This is a genomic window from Pseudomonas sp. ok266 (genome assembly GCF_900110195.1).
GTDB classification, from domain to species: Bacteria; Pseudomonadota; Gammaproteobacteria; order Pseudomonadales; family Pseudomonadaceae; genus Aquipseudomonas; species Aquipseudomonas neuropathica.
The window spans coordinates 1-17552 of record NZ_FOCU01000025.1 but is presented as its reverse complement, the minus strand read 5'-3'; the positions used below and the strand labels follow the sequence as shown (position 1 = coordinate 17552).

Here is a 17552-nt window from a genome sequence, read left to right as displayed (position 1 = left end):
GTCGGCGCTCCGTGCGTACTGGGCAAAGCGCGACAGACGAATAAAAAGCGGCTCATCTGATCGGTAATGGTCAGCGGATAGCACCAATTACCGTCCTGCATTTTGAACTGCCCTTTGTAATCAGCACACCAAGTCTGGTTGGGCGCGTCGACCGGACGCAAATGTGTTGGAGCACGGGGACGCGGGGGATAGGGCCGTCGCGCCACCACCAAACCAGCTTTCTTCAACCACTCCCCGGCGGTACTCGCCGCCGGCCATTGGATATGCGGATCGGAATCGCGCAGGCGACCAATGATCTGCTTGGGTCCCCGATCGGGATTTTCATTTTTCTTGGTCAGCAGCGTGGCAATGATTTCGTCGGCCGTTTGATGAGGACAGTTCAACGGCTTGCGCGATAGCTCTTTCAAGCCATCTACGCCCAACGCTGCATACCGTTCCAGCCACTTGTCGATGGTTGGACGGCTGACGCCGTAGCGCCGGCTTAATTGGCTCTTGGTATAGCTGCCGCTGAGCCAGTCACTGACTAACTTCACTCGTTGATCCATTGGGGACTCTTGATTCCAGGGCATGGTCAGCACCTCCTGACCATGATTAATACCTGTAAACCATGTCCCCGGTCTCAAACGTAAAGGATGTACCCGGTCTTTACCCACCCCAGCCCTCTCCCGGAGGGAGAGGGGGCCGACCGAGGTGTCTTGCGTCAGACATCGACCTGAAACACCGAGTCGATTATGGGCCAGGAAGGCACGTGAATCGTCGCCGACTCTGGGTTCGAAATGCATCGGAACCGTTATCGACTCCGAACTCGAAATGCATTGGAGCCGTTATCGACTCCGAACTCGAAATGCATTGGAGCCGTTATCGACTCTGGATTCAGCCGAGCACTTTCAGGTCGGCGTACCTCTTGAGCATCCCCCAATCAGTCCCCTCTCCCTCTGGGAGAGGGCTAGGGTGAGGGGCTTTTGATCTTCAGGCGTTGGCGGGCCAGGCACTGACAAACTCAGCCAGATCAACCTTCTCCGCCACTCGCGGTTCTTTCTGCGGCGTGCCGAGGTACAAGAACGCGATCACTTCTTCACCTTCAACCAAGCCCAAACCTTTGGCCACGTGCTGCGAATAAGCCAGATCACCCGTACGCCAAACCGCACCAATCCCCTGCGCATACGCCGCCAGCAAAATCCCGTGCGCCGCACACCCGGCCGCCAGCAACTGCTCGGCCTTCGGGTACTTGACGTGTTCCTGCAACCTGGCGATCACCACAACCACCAGCGGCGCACGCAGCGGACCGTTACGGGCCTTGTCGATCATCGCTTCAGTGACTTCGCCTTCCTGCATTTGCGCAGCTTGCGCCAGCAACTCGCCCATTTGCTCGCGTGCCGCGCCTTCGACCGTCAGGAAGCGATACGGCTGCAAATGCCCGTGATCCGGCGCGCGCAACGCGGCGCCAAACAGGGCTTCGCGCTGCTCGGCAGTGGGGGCCGGTTCGACCAGTCGTGGAACGGAAACACGGTTGAGCAACGCGTCGAGAGCCTGCATCGGCCACCTCCTGAAAAATATGTGCGGCTATTCTAGCTGTATCTGCCAACAGGATGCCGGTTTACATGCCCTGCCCCACGGGTAGAATGGCGCCTTTCCCACATCAGCCCGAGCGGACTTCATGGCGTTGCCGACCTTACGGATCATTGGTTTCATCATCGGCATCTTCCTGATCACCCTGGCTGTGGCCATGGTCGTGCCTATGGCCACCCTGGTGATTTTCGAGCGCACCGGTGATCTGCCGTCGTTCCTCTGGGCGAGCATGATCACCTTCGTCGCCGGCCTCGCGCTGGTGATTCCCGGCCGACCGGAACACATTCACCTGCGCCCGCGCGACATGTACCTGCTGACGGTCAGCAGTTGGCTGGTGGTGTGCATTTTTGCTGCGCTGCCGTTTCTGCTGACCCAGCACATCAGCTACACCGACTCGTTTTTCGAAAGCATGTCCGGCATCACCGCGACCGGCTCGACCGTACTCAGCGGGCTCGACACCATGTCACCGGGCATTCTTATGTGGCGCTCGCTGCTGCACTGGCTCGGCGGCATCGGCTTTATCGGCATGGCGGTGGCGATTCTGCCGCTGCTGCGCATCGGTGGCATGCGCCTGTTCCAGACTGAATCCTCGGACCGCTCGGAAAAGGTCATGCCGCGCTCGCACATGGTGGCGCGCCTGATTGTGGCAGCGTATGTCGGCATCACCATCCTTGGCAGCCTGGCGTTCTGGTGGGCCGGGATGAGTCCGTTCGACGCAATCAACCACGCGATGTCGGCGATCTCTACTGGCGGGTTCTCCACCTCCGATCAATCCCTGGCCAAGTGGACGCAACCGGCGGTGCACTGGGTCGCAGTCGTCATCATGATTCTCGGCAGCCTGCCGTTCACCCTGTACGTGGCGACGTTGCGCGGCAACCGCAAAGCGTTGATCAAGGATCAGCAGGTGCAGGGTTTGCTCGGTATGCTGCTGGTGACCTGGCTGGTGCTCGGCACCTGGTACTGGTGGACGACCAATTTGCATTGGCTGGAGGCGCTACGCCACGTAGCGCTGAACGTGACGTCGGTGGTCACCACCACCGGTTTCGCCCTCGGCGACTACAGCTTGTGGGGTAACTTCTCGCTGATGCTGTTTTTCTATCTGGGTTTTGTCGGAGGCTGTTCCGGGTCGACGGCGGGCGGGATCAAGATCTTCCGTTTCCAGGTCGCCTACATCTTGCTCAAGGCCAACCTTAATCAACTGATTCACCCGCGTGCGGTGATCAAGCAGAAGTACAACGGCCACCGTCTCGACGAAGAGATCGTCCGTTCGATTCTGACCTTTTCGTTCTTCTTCGCCATCACCATCTGCGTGATCGCCCTGCTCCTGTCGCTGCTCGGCGTTGACTGGATGACCGCGTTGACCGGCGCTGCCAGCACCGTGTCCGGCGTCGGCCCGGGCCTGGGCGAAACCATCGGCCCGGCAGGTAACTTCGCCACCCTGCCGGATGCGGCCAAGTGGATCCTGTCGTTCGGCATGCTGCTCGGCCGACTGGAGATCATTACGGTGTTTGTACTGTGTATTCCGGCCTTTTGGCGTCACTGACCGCGCTCGGCGCCTGCAACAACCGCGTCCGGTAATCGCCGGGCGTGGTGTCGAACCAGCGCCGGAACGCGCGAAAGAAGTTGCTCGGGTCGGCAAATCCCAACAGATAAGCGATTTCCAGCAGCGTCATGCTCGGTTGCGCCAGATACTGCTCGGCCAGTTCGCGGCGGGTGTCATCGAGCAACTGCTGAAAACTGGTGCCCTCCTCCTGCAAGCGGCGCTGCAAAGTGCGCTGCGATAAATGCAGGGTCTGCGCCACAGTATCGCGCTTCGGCTCACCTTGCGGCAGCAAACGGCACAGCACCTGTCGCGCTTTGTGGGTCACGCGGCTTTCGGAAAACCGCGCCAGATATTCCCCGGCAAAGCGGTCGTGCAACAGCGCCATCGCTTCGTTGGCTGTCGGCAGCGGCGCTTCCATGTCGGCGCGTTCGAAGATCAGCGCGTCATACGGCGCGTTGAACATCAGCGGCGCGTGGAAGGCTTGTTTGTAGGGTTCCAGGTCCTCGGGTTCGGCGCCCTGCACCAGCACTTTGACCGGGTGCAACGTGCGTCCGGTCAACCAGCCGCACAGGCCCAGCGCACAGGCCAGCGAGGCTTCGGCGCTTTGCCGGGTCGGCGGCAGATGGTCACCGTGCACGGTCAGAATCAGCGCATAACCGTCATCAAGCAATCGGAAACTCAGATCGGCGCTCTCGGCGATGATGCGCTGATAGCGCACCAGCCGTTGAAAGCCTTCGGCGAGGGTATTGCTCGACATCAACGCGTAGCCGGCGACATGAAACGACGCCGGGCGCACCACCTTGCCCATGTTCAGGCCGATCGCCGGGTTGCCGGATAACTCGACCGCCCGTTGCCAGAGACGGGTCATGGAATCTTGCGGGAAGCGCGCATCCGGATCATCCAGAGCCGTGTAATCGAGCCCCAGTTGTTTGAACAGAACCCGGCAATCCAGGCCGTCCATCTCCAATGCTTTGACAATCCCCATCGCCCAGCTTGCAGAAGTCGTTCGTTCGCTCATGGCGTTATTCTTTTACATGATGGGCCGCATGTTACGGCCCGATTTGCGAAGGATACTAAAGTGGCGCCGATTGTCACTGGCCCACGCCAATGATCACTCTAGACTCAAATAAGCTACCCGCAGCACAACTCGTCGCCAGAACAATAACCACAGAGAACGCGGTCGTGGAAAACATCAAACATTTCAACAGCTTCGCTGAGTTCTATCCGTATTACCTCAGCGAACACAGCAACAGCACCTGCCGGCGCCTGCATTTCATCGGCACGACACTGGTGATTTTTATTCTCGCGCTGACCATCGCCAAGGGCGCCTGGCTGCTGTTATTGGCCTTGCCGCTGGCCGGTTACAGCTTCGCCTGGGTCGGGCACTTTTTCTTTGAAAAGAACCGGCCGGCGACTTTCCAGCATCCGCTGTACAGCCTGCTTGGCGATTTCGTCATGTACCGCGACATGATTCTGGGTCGCGTGGCGTTCTGATGAGGGTCAGCCAATGAATGCCAATGCCCGCTTCACCCATATGAAGGACGGTACCGAAGAAGATTGGGCGATCATCGCCGCCGACTTCAGCGCCTACGCCAAACAGTTGCCCGCACGGATCATGACCCACCTGAAACTGCTGGAAGGCGATTTCGGTGGCTTCCCGGTGGATCGCCTGACCCACTCGCTGCAAACCGCCACCCGTGCCTTTCGTGACGGGCGCGACGAGGAATATGTGGTTTGTGCCTTGCTGCATGACATCGGCGACACCCTGGGTTCGTACAACCATCCGGACATTGCCGCTGCGATACTCAAGCCGTTCGTCAGCGCTGAGAATGTGTGGATGGTCGAGAAGCACGGGGTGTTTCAGGGTTATTACTTTTTTCATCACCTGGGCATGGATCGGCATCTGCGTGAGCAGTTCGCCGGTCATCCGCAGTATCAAGCGACCGCCGAGTTTTGCGCCAAATACGATGCGGCGGCGTTTGATCCTGACTATGACACGCTGCCGTTGAGTTTTTTCGAGCCGATGATGGAGCGGTTGTTTGCGCAGCCGAAGAACTCGATTTACAAGGCCGCGATGGAGCAACACTCGCCAGCGTAATCATCCTCGGGAACCGCTGCGCGGTTCATCGCGAGCAGGCTCACTCCTACAGTTGAAATGCGTACTCCTGTAGGAGTGAGCCTGCTCGCGATGAGGCACTCTCAATCACCAGAGCATTAGGCGAGTTCGGCGACTTTGGCCGCTTTCAGCTCCGCCTCCCGCGCCTGCGCATCCGCCAGCCGATACAACTCGATCGTGCCATCCCAGTGTTCGATCAGCGCCGTGCACGACTCCACCCAATCGCCGCAATTGAGGTAATCCACCTCGCCGACCTTGCGGATCTCGGCATGGTGAATGTGCCCGCACACCACGCCATGCAACTCGCGCTTCACGCATTCATGGGCGATGGCTTCTTCAAAGTCGCTGATGAAACTCACCGCGGTCTTCACCTTGTGTTTCAGGTACGCCGACAGCGACCAATAGCCGTAGCCATAGCGGGCACGCCAGTGGTTGAGCCAGCGATTGAGTGTCAAAGTGAATTCGTAGGCGGAGTCGCCAAGGAAGGCCAGCCAGCGGTGATAACGGGTGATTACGTCGAACTGATCGCCATGAATCACCAGCAGATGCCGGCCATCCGCCGTGACATGCACCGCTTCGTCGACCAACTGGATATTGCCCAGAATCAGCTTCGAATAACGACGCAGGAATTCGTCGTGGTTGCCGGTGACGTAAATCACCTCGGTGCCGCGCTTGCTCATGGTCAGCAAGCGGCGGATCACGTTGGTATGCGCCTGCGGCCAGTACATGCCGCCGCGTAGCTTCCAACCGTCAATGATGTCGCCAACCAGGTAAATCTTGTCGGCATGGTAGCCCTTGAGAAATTGCGACAAGTGCTCGGCCTGGCAATCCCGCGTGCCCAGGTGCACGTCGGAGATCCACAGGGTTCGCACCCGTTGTTTACGACTGGGTCGGGCGAGCTCGGCGCTGGTCATGGGCAACCCTCTGCGATGTTTTCGCCACTGTGCGCGCGCCCGGTTAATCGACCATGACAAGCGTGAGTCAGTCCTGTGACAACGCATCCGGTGTGCGCCGGTGTAGACTGACGACCACTTCGGAGACGACCTGCCATGCGACCGATCCTCACCCTGCGCCAGTACACCCACGATTTGATCGCCCACAGCCACGACCACGCGCAATTGGTGTTCGGGCTGTCCGGTGCGCTGGATTTCGAGGTCGAGGGCAGTGGCAGTCAGGTGCGTCAGCAGAGTTTTGTAGTTATCCCTTCCGGCGCTCATCATGCCTGCGGCAGTCCCAATGGTAGCCGCTGTCTGGTACTGGATATCCCGAACGGCCAATGGCTGACGGATTCACTGGGCGAACATGCCGACGCCAGCCATCGTCTGCTCGATCAACCGGCGCGCTTGTCGCTGGATTCGGGGCAAAGTCAGTTGGTCAGCTGGCTGGCAAACAGTCCGGTCAGCGATCCATTGATTGCCCAGCAAGGCGCGGTGTTGCTGCTGGCCAGTCTGAATCACGCGCAACCTGCGGAACACGCCATTCGCCGCCTCCCCTATGCCGCACTGGATGCGCACATCGAGCAATACGCCGCGTATCCGCTGCAAGTCGCCGATCTGGCACGGGTGGCAGGATTGTCCAGCGCGCGTCTGCATGCGCGGTTCATGGCCGAATGCGGGCAGACGCCGATGGATTACATCCGCAGCCGACGCCTGCATCTGGCCGTGCAAATGCTCCGCGACACCGCCCTGCCGATCGGCGAAGTTGCCAGTCGCGTCGGCTACAGCTCGCAGAGCGCTTTCTCGGCCGCGATCCTACGTGAGTTCAGCGCATCGCCCGGCCAGCTTCGGCGCGATTCCTGCGACAAACGACGATAGTCTGCCGACAGACTTGTAGGCCGATACAGGGTTCAATGGACTTATTGATCGTTCCCGCGCTCTGCGTGGGAATGTAGCCCGTGACGCTCCGCGTCACTGGACGCAGAGCGTCCCTAGAGGCATTCCCACGCAGAGCGTATCAATCACAAGAAACCGTGTCTGGATTAAGGATTGCAATGACTCCGCGTACCGCCCTCGGCGCTCTGCATATCGGTGCTTTGATGTTCGGCCTCACCGGTGTGTTCGGCAAACTCGCTGCCGCGTCCCCCGCTGTGATCGTCTTTGGACGCGCGGCTTTCGCCGTACTCGCCCTGGCATTTTTCGCCCGTTTCGCCAGCCAGCAAGGCTGGCAGAAACTTCAGGCCGTGGACTGGCGCCGCCTCGCCCTCAGCGGCGTGTTGCTGGCCGGGCACTGGGTGAGTTTCTTTCTGTCTGTGAAGATCGCCGGTGTCGCCATCGCGACGTTGGGCTTTGCCAGTTTCCCGGCCTTCACGGTGATTCTCGAAGGGCTGATCTTCCGTGAACGCATCCGCGCCAATGAAATACTGCTGGTGGTGTTGGTCAGCATCGGCCTGATTCTGGTGACCCCGGCCTTCGATCTCGGCAGCGGTGCGACCATCGGCTTGCTCTGGTCAGTGCTTTCGGGGCTGCTGTTCTCGCTACTGTCGCTGACCAACCGCGCCAGCTCCGGGCGCATCCCGGCGGTACAGGCGGCGTTGTGTCAAAACGTCGTGGTGGCGCTGTGTCTGCTGCCGGTTGCAGCACCGCTACTCAGCGAAGTACGCGCACTCGACTGGCTGTGGATCGCCCTGCTCGGGGTGTTCTGTACCGGCGTCGCGCACAGCCTGTTCGTCGCCAGCCTGGCGGTGATCAAGGCGCGCACGGCGGCGGTAGTGTTTGCGCTGGAGCCAGTCTACGGCATCACCGTCGCCTGGCTGCTGTTCAATGAAAACCCGACGTCGAAGATGTTGATCGGCGGTGCGTTGATCATTGTTGCCATCGTCGTGTCAGCGCGGATGTCCGGCCATGCCGACAAGAAAACCGTCGCCGCCGAGGCTGCATCTCACTGAGTGCGGTCGTTGTGACCGAGGTCGCGGTCAGGATCGATCTGATCACGAACCCGCTGCTTCAACACCTTAGCCTCGGGAAAACCGCCATCAGCCTTGCGTTCCCAGATCTGCACGCCGTCGCAGGTGATGTGAAATACCCCGCCGGTGCCGGGCACCAGGGAGACTTTGCCGAGGTCATCGCCAAAGGTGCTGAGCAGTTCCTGCGCCAGCCACGCCGCGCGCAGCAGCCACTGGCATTGGGTGCAATAGGTGATGACAACTTCTGCTTTTGCGACAGTCATGTTCGCTGAAACTCCTGAGACAGAGGGCGCCGCTATAATAGCCGGCTTTATCGCTTGCCCCGAGACTCACAATGCGCCGTTTGCTGTTCTGCCTGCTGCTTGGTTTGCTTCCACTGTTTGTTCACGCCAGTGACGCGCCGCGACCGAAAGTCGGCCTGGTGCTGTCCGGCGGTGCTGCGCGTGGTCTGGCGCACATCGGCGTGCTCAAAGCCCTCGAAGAACAAGGCATCAAAATCGATGCGATTGCCGGCACCAGCATGGGCGCGGTGGTCGGCGGCCTGTACGCCTCGGGCTACAAGATCGATGAGCTGGAAAAACTCGCGCTGAACATCGACTGGCAAGCCGCATTGTCCGACGCCCCGCCGCGCGAGGACGTGCCGTTTCGACGCAAACAGGATGACCGCGACTTTCTGGTGAAACAGAAACTCAGCTTTCGCGACGACGGCAGTCTCGGCCTGCCTCTGGGTGTGATTCAGGGCCAGAACCTCGCGCTGCTGCTGGAAAGCCTGCTGGCCCACACCAGCGATACCCGGGATTTCGACAAACTGCCGATCCCGTTCCGCGCTGTGGCCACCGACATTGCCAATGGCGAAAAAGTGGTGTTCCGCAAAGGCCACTTGCCTCAGGTGATCCGCGCCAGCATGTCGATCCCGGCGGTGTTCGCCCCGGTCGAGCTCGACGGCCGGCTGTTGGTGGACGGCGGTATGACCGACAATATCCCGCTGGATGTCGCGCGGGAAATGGGCGTTGACGTGGCCATCGTCGTCGACATCGGCACACCGCTGCGCAACCGCAAGCAACTGACCACCGTGGTCGATGTGCTGAACCAGTCGATCACCCTGATGACCCGCAGTAATTCCGAAGAACAACTGGCCGCGCTGAAATCCTCCGATGTGCTGATCCAACCTGCGCTGGCCGCATACGGTGTCACCGATTTCGGTAAAGCCCAGGACATGATCGACGCAGGTTACCGCGCGACCCGCATCCTCGATGCGCGCCTCGCCGTGCTCAAACCCGAGGAATCCCAAGACGCCGAACTTGCTGCCGCCCGTTCCCCGGGGCAGCGCACGCCGATCATTACCGCGATCCGTGTCGAAAACGACTCGAAAGTCGATGACGACGTGATCCGCTACTACATCCGCCAGCACATCGGCGAGCCGCTGGACCTGGGGCGATTGCACTCGGACATGGGCACCTTGTATGGCCTCGACTACTTCGAACAAGTGCAGTACCGCGTGGTGCACAAGGGCCAGGACCACACCCTGGTGATCAGTGCCCGGGGCAAGCGCAGCGGCACCGATTACCTGCGGGTCGGTCTCAATCTGTCCGACGACATGCGTGGCGATAGCGCCTTCAACCTCGGTGCCAGTTACCGCATCAACGGCATCAACCGCCTCGGCGCGGAATGGCTGACCCGTGCGCAGATTGGCGATAAACAAGAGCTGTATACCGAGTTCTATCAACCGCTGGACGTCGGTTCGCGCTATTTCGTCGCACCGTACGCCTCGTTCGAGGCGCAGAACGTTGAAGCGGTGCTCGACAACGATCCGATCGCACAGTACCGCGTCGAGCGCTACGGTTTCGGCCTTAACTTCGGTCGCCAGATCGGCAACAACGGCGAAGTGCGGTTCGGTGTCGGCGAGGCCTGGGGCAAGGCCGATGTGCGCATTGGTGATCAGGATCTACCGAGTGAAAACTTCAACGAAGGCTTCTATGCGCTGAAATATTCGTACGACTCACTGGATAACGTCTACTTCCCTCACGAAGGCAAGGACGTCAGCCTGACGCTGATGCAGTTCGAACCGGGGCTGGGTTCGGATACGCGCTATCGACAATGGGAATTCAAACTCGACAAAGCCATGAGCCGTGGCCCGGACACGCTGATTCTCGGCGGGCGCTACGGGCGTACGCTGGACGATGCCAATGTGGTGACGTCGAGCTTCCTGCTCGGCGGCGCGCGGCAATTGTCGGGGTTCCGTGAAGACGCGATTTCCGGGCAGAACGTCAGCCTGATGCGCGCGGTGTACTACCGCCGGCTGACGCCGCGCTCGTATCTGCCGCTGGACTTTCCGCTGTATGCCGGCGCCTCGCTGGAGCGTGGGCGGGCGTGGAACAACGACAATGAGTTCGACAGTGGCTACATCAACGCCGCCAGCGTGTTCATTGGTTTTGACACGCCGCTGGGGCCGTTGAATTTCAGTTACGGGTTGAATGATGCGAATGAGCAGGCGGTTTATCTGAACCTTGGCCAGACCTTCTGATCAGGTCGCCTGACAATCCGTCTTCGCGAGCAGGCTCGCTCCCACAGGGGAACGCATTCCAATTGTGGGAGCGAGCCTGCTCGCGAAAACGATATCAGCGCCACCGCAAATCAATCGGGTATTAGCGAATCCCCGCCAACAACGTTCGCGCCGTTTGCTTCAACGGCTCATCGCCTTCCTTGAGTAACTCGTTAAGCAGCGCAATGGCACTGTCGATGTCACCGTCATCAATGCAGGTCTGCGCTTGTTCGAGTTTTCCAGAGTTTTCATCGTGTAGCGGCTCAGCTGCGTGCAAGTCCAACGGTTGCAACACCAGAGACGGCTCGGCATCGGCAAACTCATTGAGAAAATCTTCATCCAGCGGCTCGGCGTGCGGCTCAGGGATCCACTCAAGTTCGGCGTCCTCGCCGGCCGCTTCCGGCAGTTCAAAATCCTGCGGCAGTATTTTCAGGCTGGAGCCCAGCGCCGAGGTGTCTGCCGTTGGCTCAGTAGTGGCCGTGCGGCTGTCTTCCAGATCCCAACTGGAATCCATCGACAGCTCTCCCAGATTCAACTCGAAATCATCTTCAGGTGCCGGTTGGGCCGTGACAGCAGGCGCCAGCGCAATGACGGGCGCCGCCGCGGCCAACGGTGCGGCACCCGCCAGTTTCGGATGTCGAACACGAACGTCCTGTAACGTCTGGGCATCTACGCCTTGTTCACACAACTGACTTTCCTGCTGTTCATACGCGGCGCTGTCACCCTGGCGTCCCAGGACTTCGAGCAACTGCAAACCGATATCGGTGCGCTCCGGCTCCTTGTGCAAAGCGTCGCGCAATAACCCAGCAGCTTCGCCCAAGCGGCCGTAGGCCAGATAGATTCCTACCGCCTCCAGCACATCGCCCGCTGCCGGTTCTTCACGGTGTTGGGTTGAGGTGTGAGCCCTGACAGACTCTGCGCTTTCGACTTCAGCAACGTCAGGTTCATCGCCCTGCGGCAACTGTGGCAGCGGTCGATCAGCCTGTTGCGACTGTTGCCGTCGACGGTGCACAAACAGACCGGCCAAGGCCCCCAGCAACAGCAACAGGCCCCCGAACAATGGCCAGTTCAAACCGTCATCTGTGGACTCGACAGGTACCACAACCGGGGCAGGTGCCGGAGCGACTTCGGTCGGTGGCGGGGCTTTCCTGAGTTCGGTCAATTGCGTTTGCAGCTCAGTAATCTGCTTCTTGCCAGCGGCAATCTGCACATCCTGCGTCTGCAGTTTGGCGTTCAGCTCATCGACGCTCTTTTGCAATTGCTGATTGAGTAAGACACTGGCAGCCAGTTGCTCGGCGAGTGCATCGTTGGCCGGCGGATTTGCAGGCGTTGGCGCGGGCACGGCATCGCGTTTGGCCTGAGGTGCCTGCGGCGCTGCGACAACAGGCTCGACGCTGGGAAACGCGGAAGATTGTGCACGCGGATCCGGTTCATCAGTGGCCGGCACGATACCCGGCGAACCCGGAGGGTCGATCAACACCGTGTACTCACGCAGCAAACGGCCATTGGGCTGATTGAGCTGCACAAGGAAATTCAGAAAAGGTTCGTTGACTGGTTTGCTTGACGTGACCCGGATCATCTGGCGATTACCATGCAGGATCGGGATGAACTTGAGGTCGTTCAGGAAGAACACCCGCTCGACCCTGGCCTCGGCGAATTCATCCGCCGTGGCCAGGCGCACCGTCAGATCGTTTGGCGTCAGCCCGCCAACATCGACCAACGCGATATCGGCCTTGAGCGGCTGATTGAGACCTGAATGAACGGTGATATCACCCAGCCCCACAGCCATCGACCAGGCCGAATAGCTGAATACGCCAGCGGCCAGCAGCCATTTGGCGCCACCGCGCAGTACCACGTGCCGACTTGCGAGCATGAGCATCCCTTAAATAAGCAAAACCGACTTCTATGCGTTCGCACATCCGGTACGAACACGATATTGCCCAGTAGTTCTTATAGTCGGCTCAGCGCGATCTCTCAAAGATACGGCACGTGGATGTGCCTCAAGATTTTTCCAGGTTGCCCAGAATGTGCCCGTGAACCCGCATGCACACCTTCAAATCCGCCTCGTCGACGCCTTCGAACAATTCGTGACGCAGTTGTGTGGCAATGGTTTCGATCTGTTCGATCAGTGGCAGGGCCGGTGCACAGAGGACGATTTTTTTCGCCCGGCGGTCTTCCATCACGGACTGGCGTTGCACCAGGCCCTGGCTTTCCAGACTGTCGAGCAAGCGAGCGAGGGTCGGACCTTCGACACCAACGCTCTGCGCCAGCTCACGTTGAGTCGGCGCCTCTTCAAAACGCGCCAGATGCAGCAGCACCAGCCAGCGCGCCTGGGACAGTCCCAGTCCGGCCAGTCGGCGGTCCAGTTCGGCACGCCAGCCACGGGACATCTGGGCCAGTTGCATGCCAAAGCGGTGTTGATCGGTTAACGGCATAAAACACTCACGGTTAGACTGAAAATAAAGAAAATCTAATTATTAGCCAGCTAAGCATGAGCTGCAGTTATAGGCAAGTGGCGGTCTGTACTGAATCGTTACATCTTGAGAGCCCCTCACCCTAGCCCTCTCCCAGAGGGAGAGGGGACTGATCGGGGGATATTTGGGAATTACGCCGACCTGACAGCTCAACGCTGAATCCATAATCGACCCGGTCATTCAGGTCGATGTATGGCGCAAGACACCTCAGTCGGCCCCCTCTCCCTCCGGGAGAGGGCTGGGGTGAGGGGCGACGGCCAAATTACATCTCGAATTCAGACTGCAATGCAGCCCGCACGCAATACAGCACGCCCTCCGGCACACGCCCGGCAAACAGCTCCGCCACTTCGGCGACCGACGGCAACTCACCCTCGCCATCGAGGAACGCGTCCTGCACTTCACCCATCAGCTCTTCCGGCAAATCCAGCGCCTGCTCGAGCGACAACTGCTGCTTGCCGATCGCCTCGGCGAGCATGGTGTAGACGTTCTTTTCCGAGCACTGCAACTGCCCGGCGATCTGCAGCGGCGTCATGCCGGCGCGGGCCAGGGTGATCAGTTCGTGGCGCACGTCGGCCACCGCTTTCGGCGCCTCGGCCTCGCCACCGAGCACTTCGAGGAAGGCATCGCCGTAGCGCTCCAACTTGCGTGCGCCGACACCGCTGACCCGGGCCATTTCCGCCAGCGAGGTCGGCTGGCTGCGGAGCATTTCCAACAACGTGGAATCGGGGAAGATGACGTACGGCGGCACGCCATGCTCTTCGGCCAACTTGCGCCGCAGGGCGCGCAAGGCTTCCCACTGTTCGCGCTCTTCGCCGCGCACCAGTTGGCTGGCTGGGCTCTTGCTGGCGGTTTTGGCCGTAACCTGCGGTTTGAGATCGCGGCGCAGCTCCAGCGTGACCTCGCCCTTGAGCAATGGCCGGCAACTGTCATTAAGACGCAGACCGCCATAACCTTCGTGATCGACATCCGCCAGACCGCGCGCCACCAATTGACGGAACAGCGAGCGCCACTCGCTCTCGCTCAACGCCTTGCCGACGCCCCACACCGATAGATGCTGATGGCCGAAACTGCGGATTTTTTCGTTGTCCTTGCCCAACAGCACATCAACCAGATGACCTACGCCATAACGCTGACCGGTACGGAAAATCGCCGACAATGCCTGACGTGCAGGCTCGGTGGCGTCCCAGGTCTGCACGCCATCGACACAGTTGTCGCAGTGACCGCATGGCTCAGGCATATCTTCATCGAAGTACGCCAGCAGAGTCTGACGACGGCAGCGGGTCTCTTCACACAGCGACAGCATCGCGTCGAGCTTGTGCTGCTCCAGACGCTTGTGCCGCTCGTCGCCTTCGGAGTTCTGCAGCATCTGCTTGAGCATCACCACGTCTTGCAGACCGTAGGCCATCCACGCATCCGCCGGCAGCCCGTCACGGCCGCCGCGCCCGGTTTCCTGGTAATACGCCTCAAGGGATTTCGGCAGATCGAGATGGGCGACGAAACGCACGTTGGGCTTGTCGATGCCCATGCCGAACGCCACGGTGGCGACCATGATCAAGCCTTCCTCGTTGAGGAAGCGCTTCTGATTGAAGGCGCGCAGATCGTTGGGCAGACCAGCGTGATACGGCAACGCCGGGAAGCCCTGCTCGCTGAGGAATGCCGCGACTTCCTCGACTTTCTTGCGCGACAGGCAATAGACGATGCCGGCATCGCTGCGCCGCTCGGCGAGGAACGCCAGCAACTGCTTGCGCGGCTGCTCTTTGGGCACGATGCGGTAAAAGATGTTCGGGCGGTCGAAGCTCGACAGGAAGCGCTCGGCATTTTGCAGGTGCAGGCGGGTGACGATTTCTTCGCGGGTGCGCTTGTCGGCGGTGGCGGTCAGGGCGATACGCGGTACATCGGGGAACATCTCGGCCAACTGGCCCAGTTGCAGGTATTCCGGACGGAAATCGTGGCCCCACTGCGACACGCAATGCGCTTCGTCGATGGCGAACAACGCAATGTTCAAGCCTTGCAGGAACGACAGCATGCGCGGCTGTACCAGACGCTCGGGCGCCAGATACAACATCTTCACTTCGCCGCGCTTGATCCGCGCTGCGAGGTCACGCTGCTGCTCAGCGCTCAAGGTGGAGTTCAGCGCGGCGGCGGCTACACCCAGCTCTTCGAGGGTGGCGACCTGATCGTCCATCAGCGCAATCAGCGGCGACACCACCACCGCCAGGCCATCGCGCAACAGCGCCGGCACCTGAAAGCACAGGGACTTGCCGCCACCGGTAGGCATCAGCACCAGCGCATCACCGCCACTGGCCACGCGCTCAATGATTGCACCCTGACGGCCACGGAAACTGTCGTAGCCGAAGATGTCCTTGAGGACGCGTTGAGCCTGTTCGAGCATAAAAACTCCAAAAATCTACCGATACATCCCTGCGCAGGCTGGTTCAGAACAGCCGGAGCTGCTTAAACAAAACGTAAGAGCGCATTGCACGACAACCGCAATGCGGGCAGGGATCGCAAAACGCGGCAGTATACCCGAGCCCTCCCCTGCACAGGGTGCCTCTGATAAGACACTGATAAACCTGCCACAGGTTTGGCATGCAGCCCGGCAATTGCGGCAAATCTGCCATGCGGCTGGCTTGAGCGCGCAAGAAGGCCTAGAATTCCCGCATTGTTTATTCCCCAAGGTAGCCCCGTAATGTCCTTCGCTGAGCAACTGACCCGCCTGCAAGTTTTCCTCGACGCCGACGAGCTGCATGACGAGGCGCTGGATTACGTGGCCGCTCACGGCTACCTGACCGCGCTGTCGATCTGCGCTGAAGACGTACCGGAGCGTGAGTGGATCGATGCCCTGTTCGCTGAAGAGCCGCACTACAGCAGCGACGCCCAGCGCGAAGAGATCGAAGCCACCCTGATCGGCCTCAAGGCCCACATCGCCCGTCAACTGGCCTCGGATGAAGAGTTCGAGCTGCCATGCGAACTGGATCTGGGTGACGAGCCGGACGATTCCGAACTGCGCGGCTGGTGCATCGGTTTCATGGAAGGCGTGTTCCTGCGTGAAGCGGCCTGGTTCGAAACCGCCGAAGAAGAAGTCAGCGAAATGCTCCTGCCGATCATGGTCGGTTCGGGCCTGTTCGACGAACAGCCGGAATTCGAAGACATCGCCAAGGACGCCAACTTGATGGACGACATGATCGTGCAGATCCCGGAAGCCCTGACCGCGCTGTACCTGCTGTGCCAGGCGCCCGACGAAAAACCGGCGATCCTCAAGCCACGTCACCACTAAGATCCGGCCTATGGACAACCCCATAGGCAACCGCCCCCTGATGTTGCGCTACTTCCTGCTGGCCGTCGGCTGGCTCAGCGTAGCATTGGGGGTGATCGGGATTTTCCTGCCCGTCCTGCCCACCACCCCTTTCCTTCTGCTCGCCGCGGCCTGCTTCGCGCGTAGCTCTCCGCGTTTCTATCAATGGCTGGTCGAGCATCCCCGGCTGGGGCCATGGATCCGCGATTACCTTGATGGCAACGGCATACCACTCAAGGGCAAGGTCTACGCGATCGGGCTGATGTGGGCGAGCATTCTGTTTTCCTGCTACCTGGTGCCGTTGCCGTGGGCGCGGGGGTTCATGTTGACGAGCGCGGTGTTGGTGACGGTTTATATTTTGCGGCAGAAGACACTGCACAAACCATGAGCCATCCCGCGCCGACCGTTGGTCGCAAACATCAAGGTACCTGTCAGATCTGACAGGTGCGCATTTCCCGGTTTTATCCCCTAATCACTCCATCGCCCCACCTACGGCAGGAGTGCCCCGCGATGCTCATCCAACCGCACAAACAAATCTCCGCCCTGGCCTTGCTCGATCCGGAAATCCCCGGCGGCCGGCTGCTGGATGACGGCTCCTGGGGCATCAACCTCGCCGCCGCACGACTCAACTACCCCGACAAGGGGCTGAAGATCCAGGTTCCCGCCTGGAACAACATGAGCAAGAGCGATAACTGCAAGGTGTACGTGGGCACCACCATGGTCGCGCAAAAGACCATCACCGAAGACATCGAGGTGGACAAGCACGTCACTCTGTTCATCGAGCCGTCACGCTTGCCCAGCGGCGACTGGGAGCTGTCTTACCAGATCACGCGTTTCGGGCAGAAGCCCGAGCCAGGACCGACGATCAAGCTCTTCGTCAAACTCGAACTGCCCGGTGGGCAGGATCTTAATCCCGACTATGGCCACTCCGAACTGACCATGGCCTTCGATCCTCCGGATGTCGTGCGCGACGGTGTCGACAAGGCCACCGCCGAGGCAGGCGTGCTGGTCTACGCCAAACCCAAGCCCGGCGATGGCTGGCTCTACCTGAACTGCGCCGTCGGTGACGTGCTCATCCTGGCCTGGGCCGGGAAAACCGTGGAGTCCGAAC

Annotated in this window: 16 protein-coding genes and 1 pseudogene; 9 read left to right on the top strand and 8 right to left on the bottom strand. The window is 60.2% G+C overall.

The genetic code is table 11. The annotated features are described in order from the left end of the window. Both BMY54_RS29540 and BMY54_RS29535 read right to left on the bottom strand, forming a co-directional pair. On the bottom strand, positions 1 to 569 hold a 569-nt coding region (locus BMY54_RS29540; protein WP_139213423.1), incomplete at its 3' end, for a helix-turn-helix domain-containing protein. A 400-nt stretch (positions 570 to 969) separates the two neighbouring features. After that, positions 970 to 1536 carry a nitroreductase family protein gene (locus tag BMY54_RS29535; protein ID WP_093442650.1) on the bottom strand — a complete coding sequence of 189 codons (567 nt, stop codon included), beginning with the start codon at positions 1534 to 1536 and terminating at the stop codon, positions 970 to 972. 121 nt (positions 1537 to 1657) lie between these two features. Here BMY54_RS29535 and BMY54_RS29530 point away from each other — a divergent pair, with 121 nt between their 5' ends. Beyond that, positions 1658 to 3112, top strand: a complete 1455-nt coding sequence (locus BMY54_RS29530) for a TrkH family potassium uptake protein (protein WP_093442646.1) — start codon at positions 1658 to 1660, stop codon at positions 3110 to 3112. Here BMY54_RS29530 and BMY54_RS29525 read toward each other — a convergent pair. Then, the gene (locus BMY54_RS29525) at positions 3069 to 4130 is read right to left on the bottom strand and encodes an AraC family transcriptional regulator (RefSeq protein ID WP_218189349.1); all 1062 of its coding nucleotides are present in this window, start codon (positions 4128 to 4130) and stop codon (positions 3069 to 3071) included. The genes BMY54_RS29530 and BMY54_RS29525 overlap by 44 nt on opposite strands. A gap of 164 nt (positions 4131 to 4294) precedes the next feature. On the opposite strand from BMY54_RS29525, the gene BMY54_RS29520 reads away from it, so the two are divergent. Continuing rightward, a complete protein-coding gene (locus BMY54_RS29520; protein ID WP_093442638.1) occupies positions 4295 to 4606 on the top strand; it encodes an Mpo1-like protein in 312 nt (103 codons plus the stop codon). 13 nt (positions 4607 to 4619) lie between these two features. Then, positions 4620 to 5210, top strand: a complete 591-nt coding sequence (locus tag BMY54_RS29515; RefSeq protein WP_093442632.1) for an HD domain-containing protein — start codon at positions 4620 to 4622, stop codon at positions 5208 to 5210. Positions 5211 to 5326: 116 nt separating this feature from the next. Here BMY54_RS29515 and BMY54_RS29510 read toward each other — a convergent pair whose 3' ends face one another. Further along, complete coding sequence (locus BMY54_RS29510; protein WP_007919701.1) at positions 5327 to 6142, bottom strand: UDP-2,3-diacylglucosamine diphosphatase; 816 nt, start codon at positions 6140 to 6142, stop codon at positions 5327 to 5329. Between the two features lie 135 nt (positions 6143 to 6277). Here BMY54_RS29510 and BMY54_RS29505 point away from each other — a divergent pair, with 135 nt between their 5' ends. Together BMY54_RS29505 and BMY54_RS29500 are read left to right on the top strand one after the other, a co-directional pair. Further along, entirely contained in the window at positions 6278 to 7042 is a 765-nt protein-coding gene (locus BMY54_RS29505) for an AraC family transcriptional regulator (protein WP_093442629.1), read from the top strand. 176 nt (positions 7043 to 7218) lie between these two features. Further along, positions 7219 to 8112 carry a DMT family transporter gene (locus tag BMY54_RS29500; protein WP_093442625.1) on the top strand — a complete coding sequence of 298 codons (894 nt, stop codon included), beginning with the start codon at positions 7219 to 7221 and terminating at the stop codon, positions 8110 to 8112. Here the strand turns inward: BMY54_RS29500 and BMY54_RS29495 are convergent. Continuing rightward, a complete protein-coding gene (locus BMY54_RS29495; protein ID WP_093442622.1) occupies positions 8106 to 8393 on the bottom strand; it encodes an Rdx family protein in 288 nt (95 codons plus the stop codon). The two genes, BMY54_RS29500 and BMY54_RS29495, sit on opposite strands and share 7 nt — an antisense overlap. Positions 8394 to 8464: 71 nt before the next feature. Between BMY54_RS29495 and BMY54_RS29490 the strand changes: the two genes are divergently transcribed. After that, positions 8465 to 10654, top strand: a complete 2190-nt coding sequence (locus tag BMY54_RS29490) for a patatin-like phospholipase family protein (protein WP_093442619.1) — start codon at positions 8465 to 8467, stop codon at positions 10652 to 10654. A gap of 121 nt (positions 10655 to 10775) precedes the next feature. Here BMY54_RS29490 and BMY54_RS29485 read toward each other — a convergent pair whose 3' ends face one another. From BMY54_RS29485 to recQ, 3 genes are all read right to left on the bottom strand, one after another. Next, positions 10776 to 12545 (bottom strand): motility hub landmark protein FimV, encoded by a 1770-nt coding sequence (locus BMY54_RS29485; protein WP_093442615.1) that lies wholly within the window; start codon positions 12543 to 12545, stop codon positions 10776 to 10778. A gap of 127 nt (positions 12546 to 12672) precedes the next feature. Further along, entirely contained in the window at positions 12673 to 13107 is a 435-nt protein-coding gene (locus BMY54_RS29480; RefSeq protein WP_016984207.1) for a MarR family transcriptional regulator, read from the bottom strand. Positions 13108 to 13408: 301 nt separating this feature from the next. Next, a complete protein-coding gene (gene recQ / locus BMY54_RS29475) occupies positions 13409 to 15538 on the bottom strand; it encodes a DNA helicase RecQ (RefSeq protein ID WP_093442610.1) in 2130 nt (709 codons plus the stop codon). 297 nt (positions 15539 to 15835) lie between these two features. On the opposite strand from recQ, the gene BMY54_RS29470 reads away from it, so the two are divergent. The 3 genes and pseudogenes from BMY54_RS29470 to BMY54_RS29460 all read left to right on the top strand — a co-directional run. Further along, on the top strand, positions 15836 to 16423 hold the full coding sequence (locus BMY54_RS29470; RefSeq protein ID WP_016984205.1) for a UPF0149 family protein: 588 nt from the start codon (positions 15836 to 15838) through the stop codon (positions 16421 to 16423). Between the two features lie 10 nt (positions 16424 to 16433). After that, positions 16434 to 16829: a YbaN family protein gene (locus tag BMY54_RS29465; RefSeq protein ID WP_093442606.1), complete on the top strand. Its 396-nt coding sequence runs from the start codon at positions 16434 to 16436 to the stop codon at positions 16827 to 16829. Between the two features lie 122 nt (positions 16830 to 16951). After that, a pseudogene (locus tag BMY54_RS29460) lies at positions 16952 to 17552 on the top strand (hypothetical protein); the annotation flags it as partial.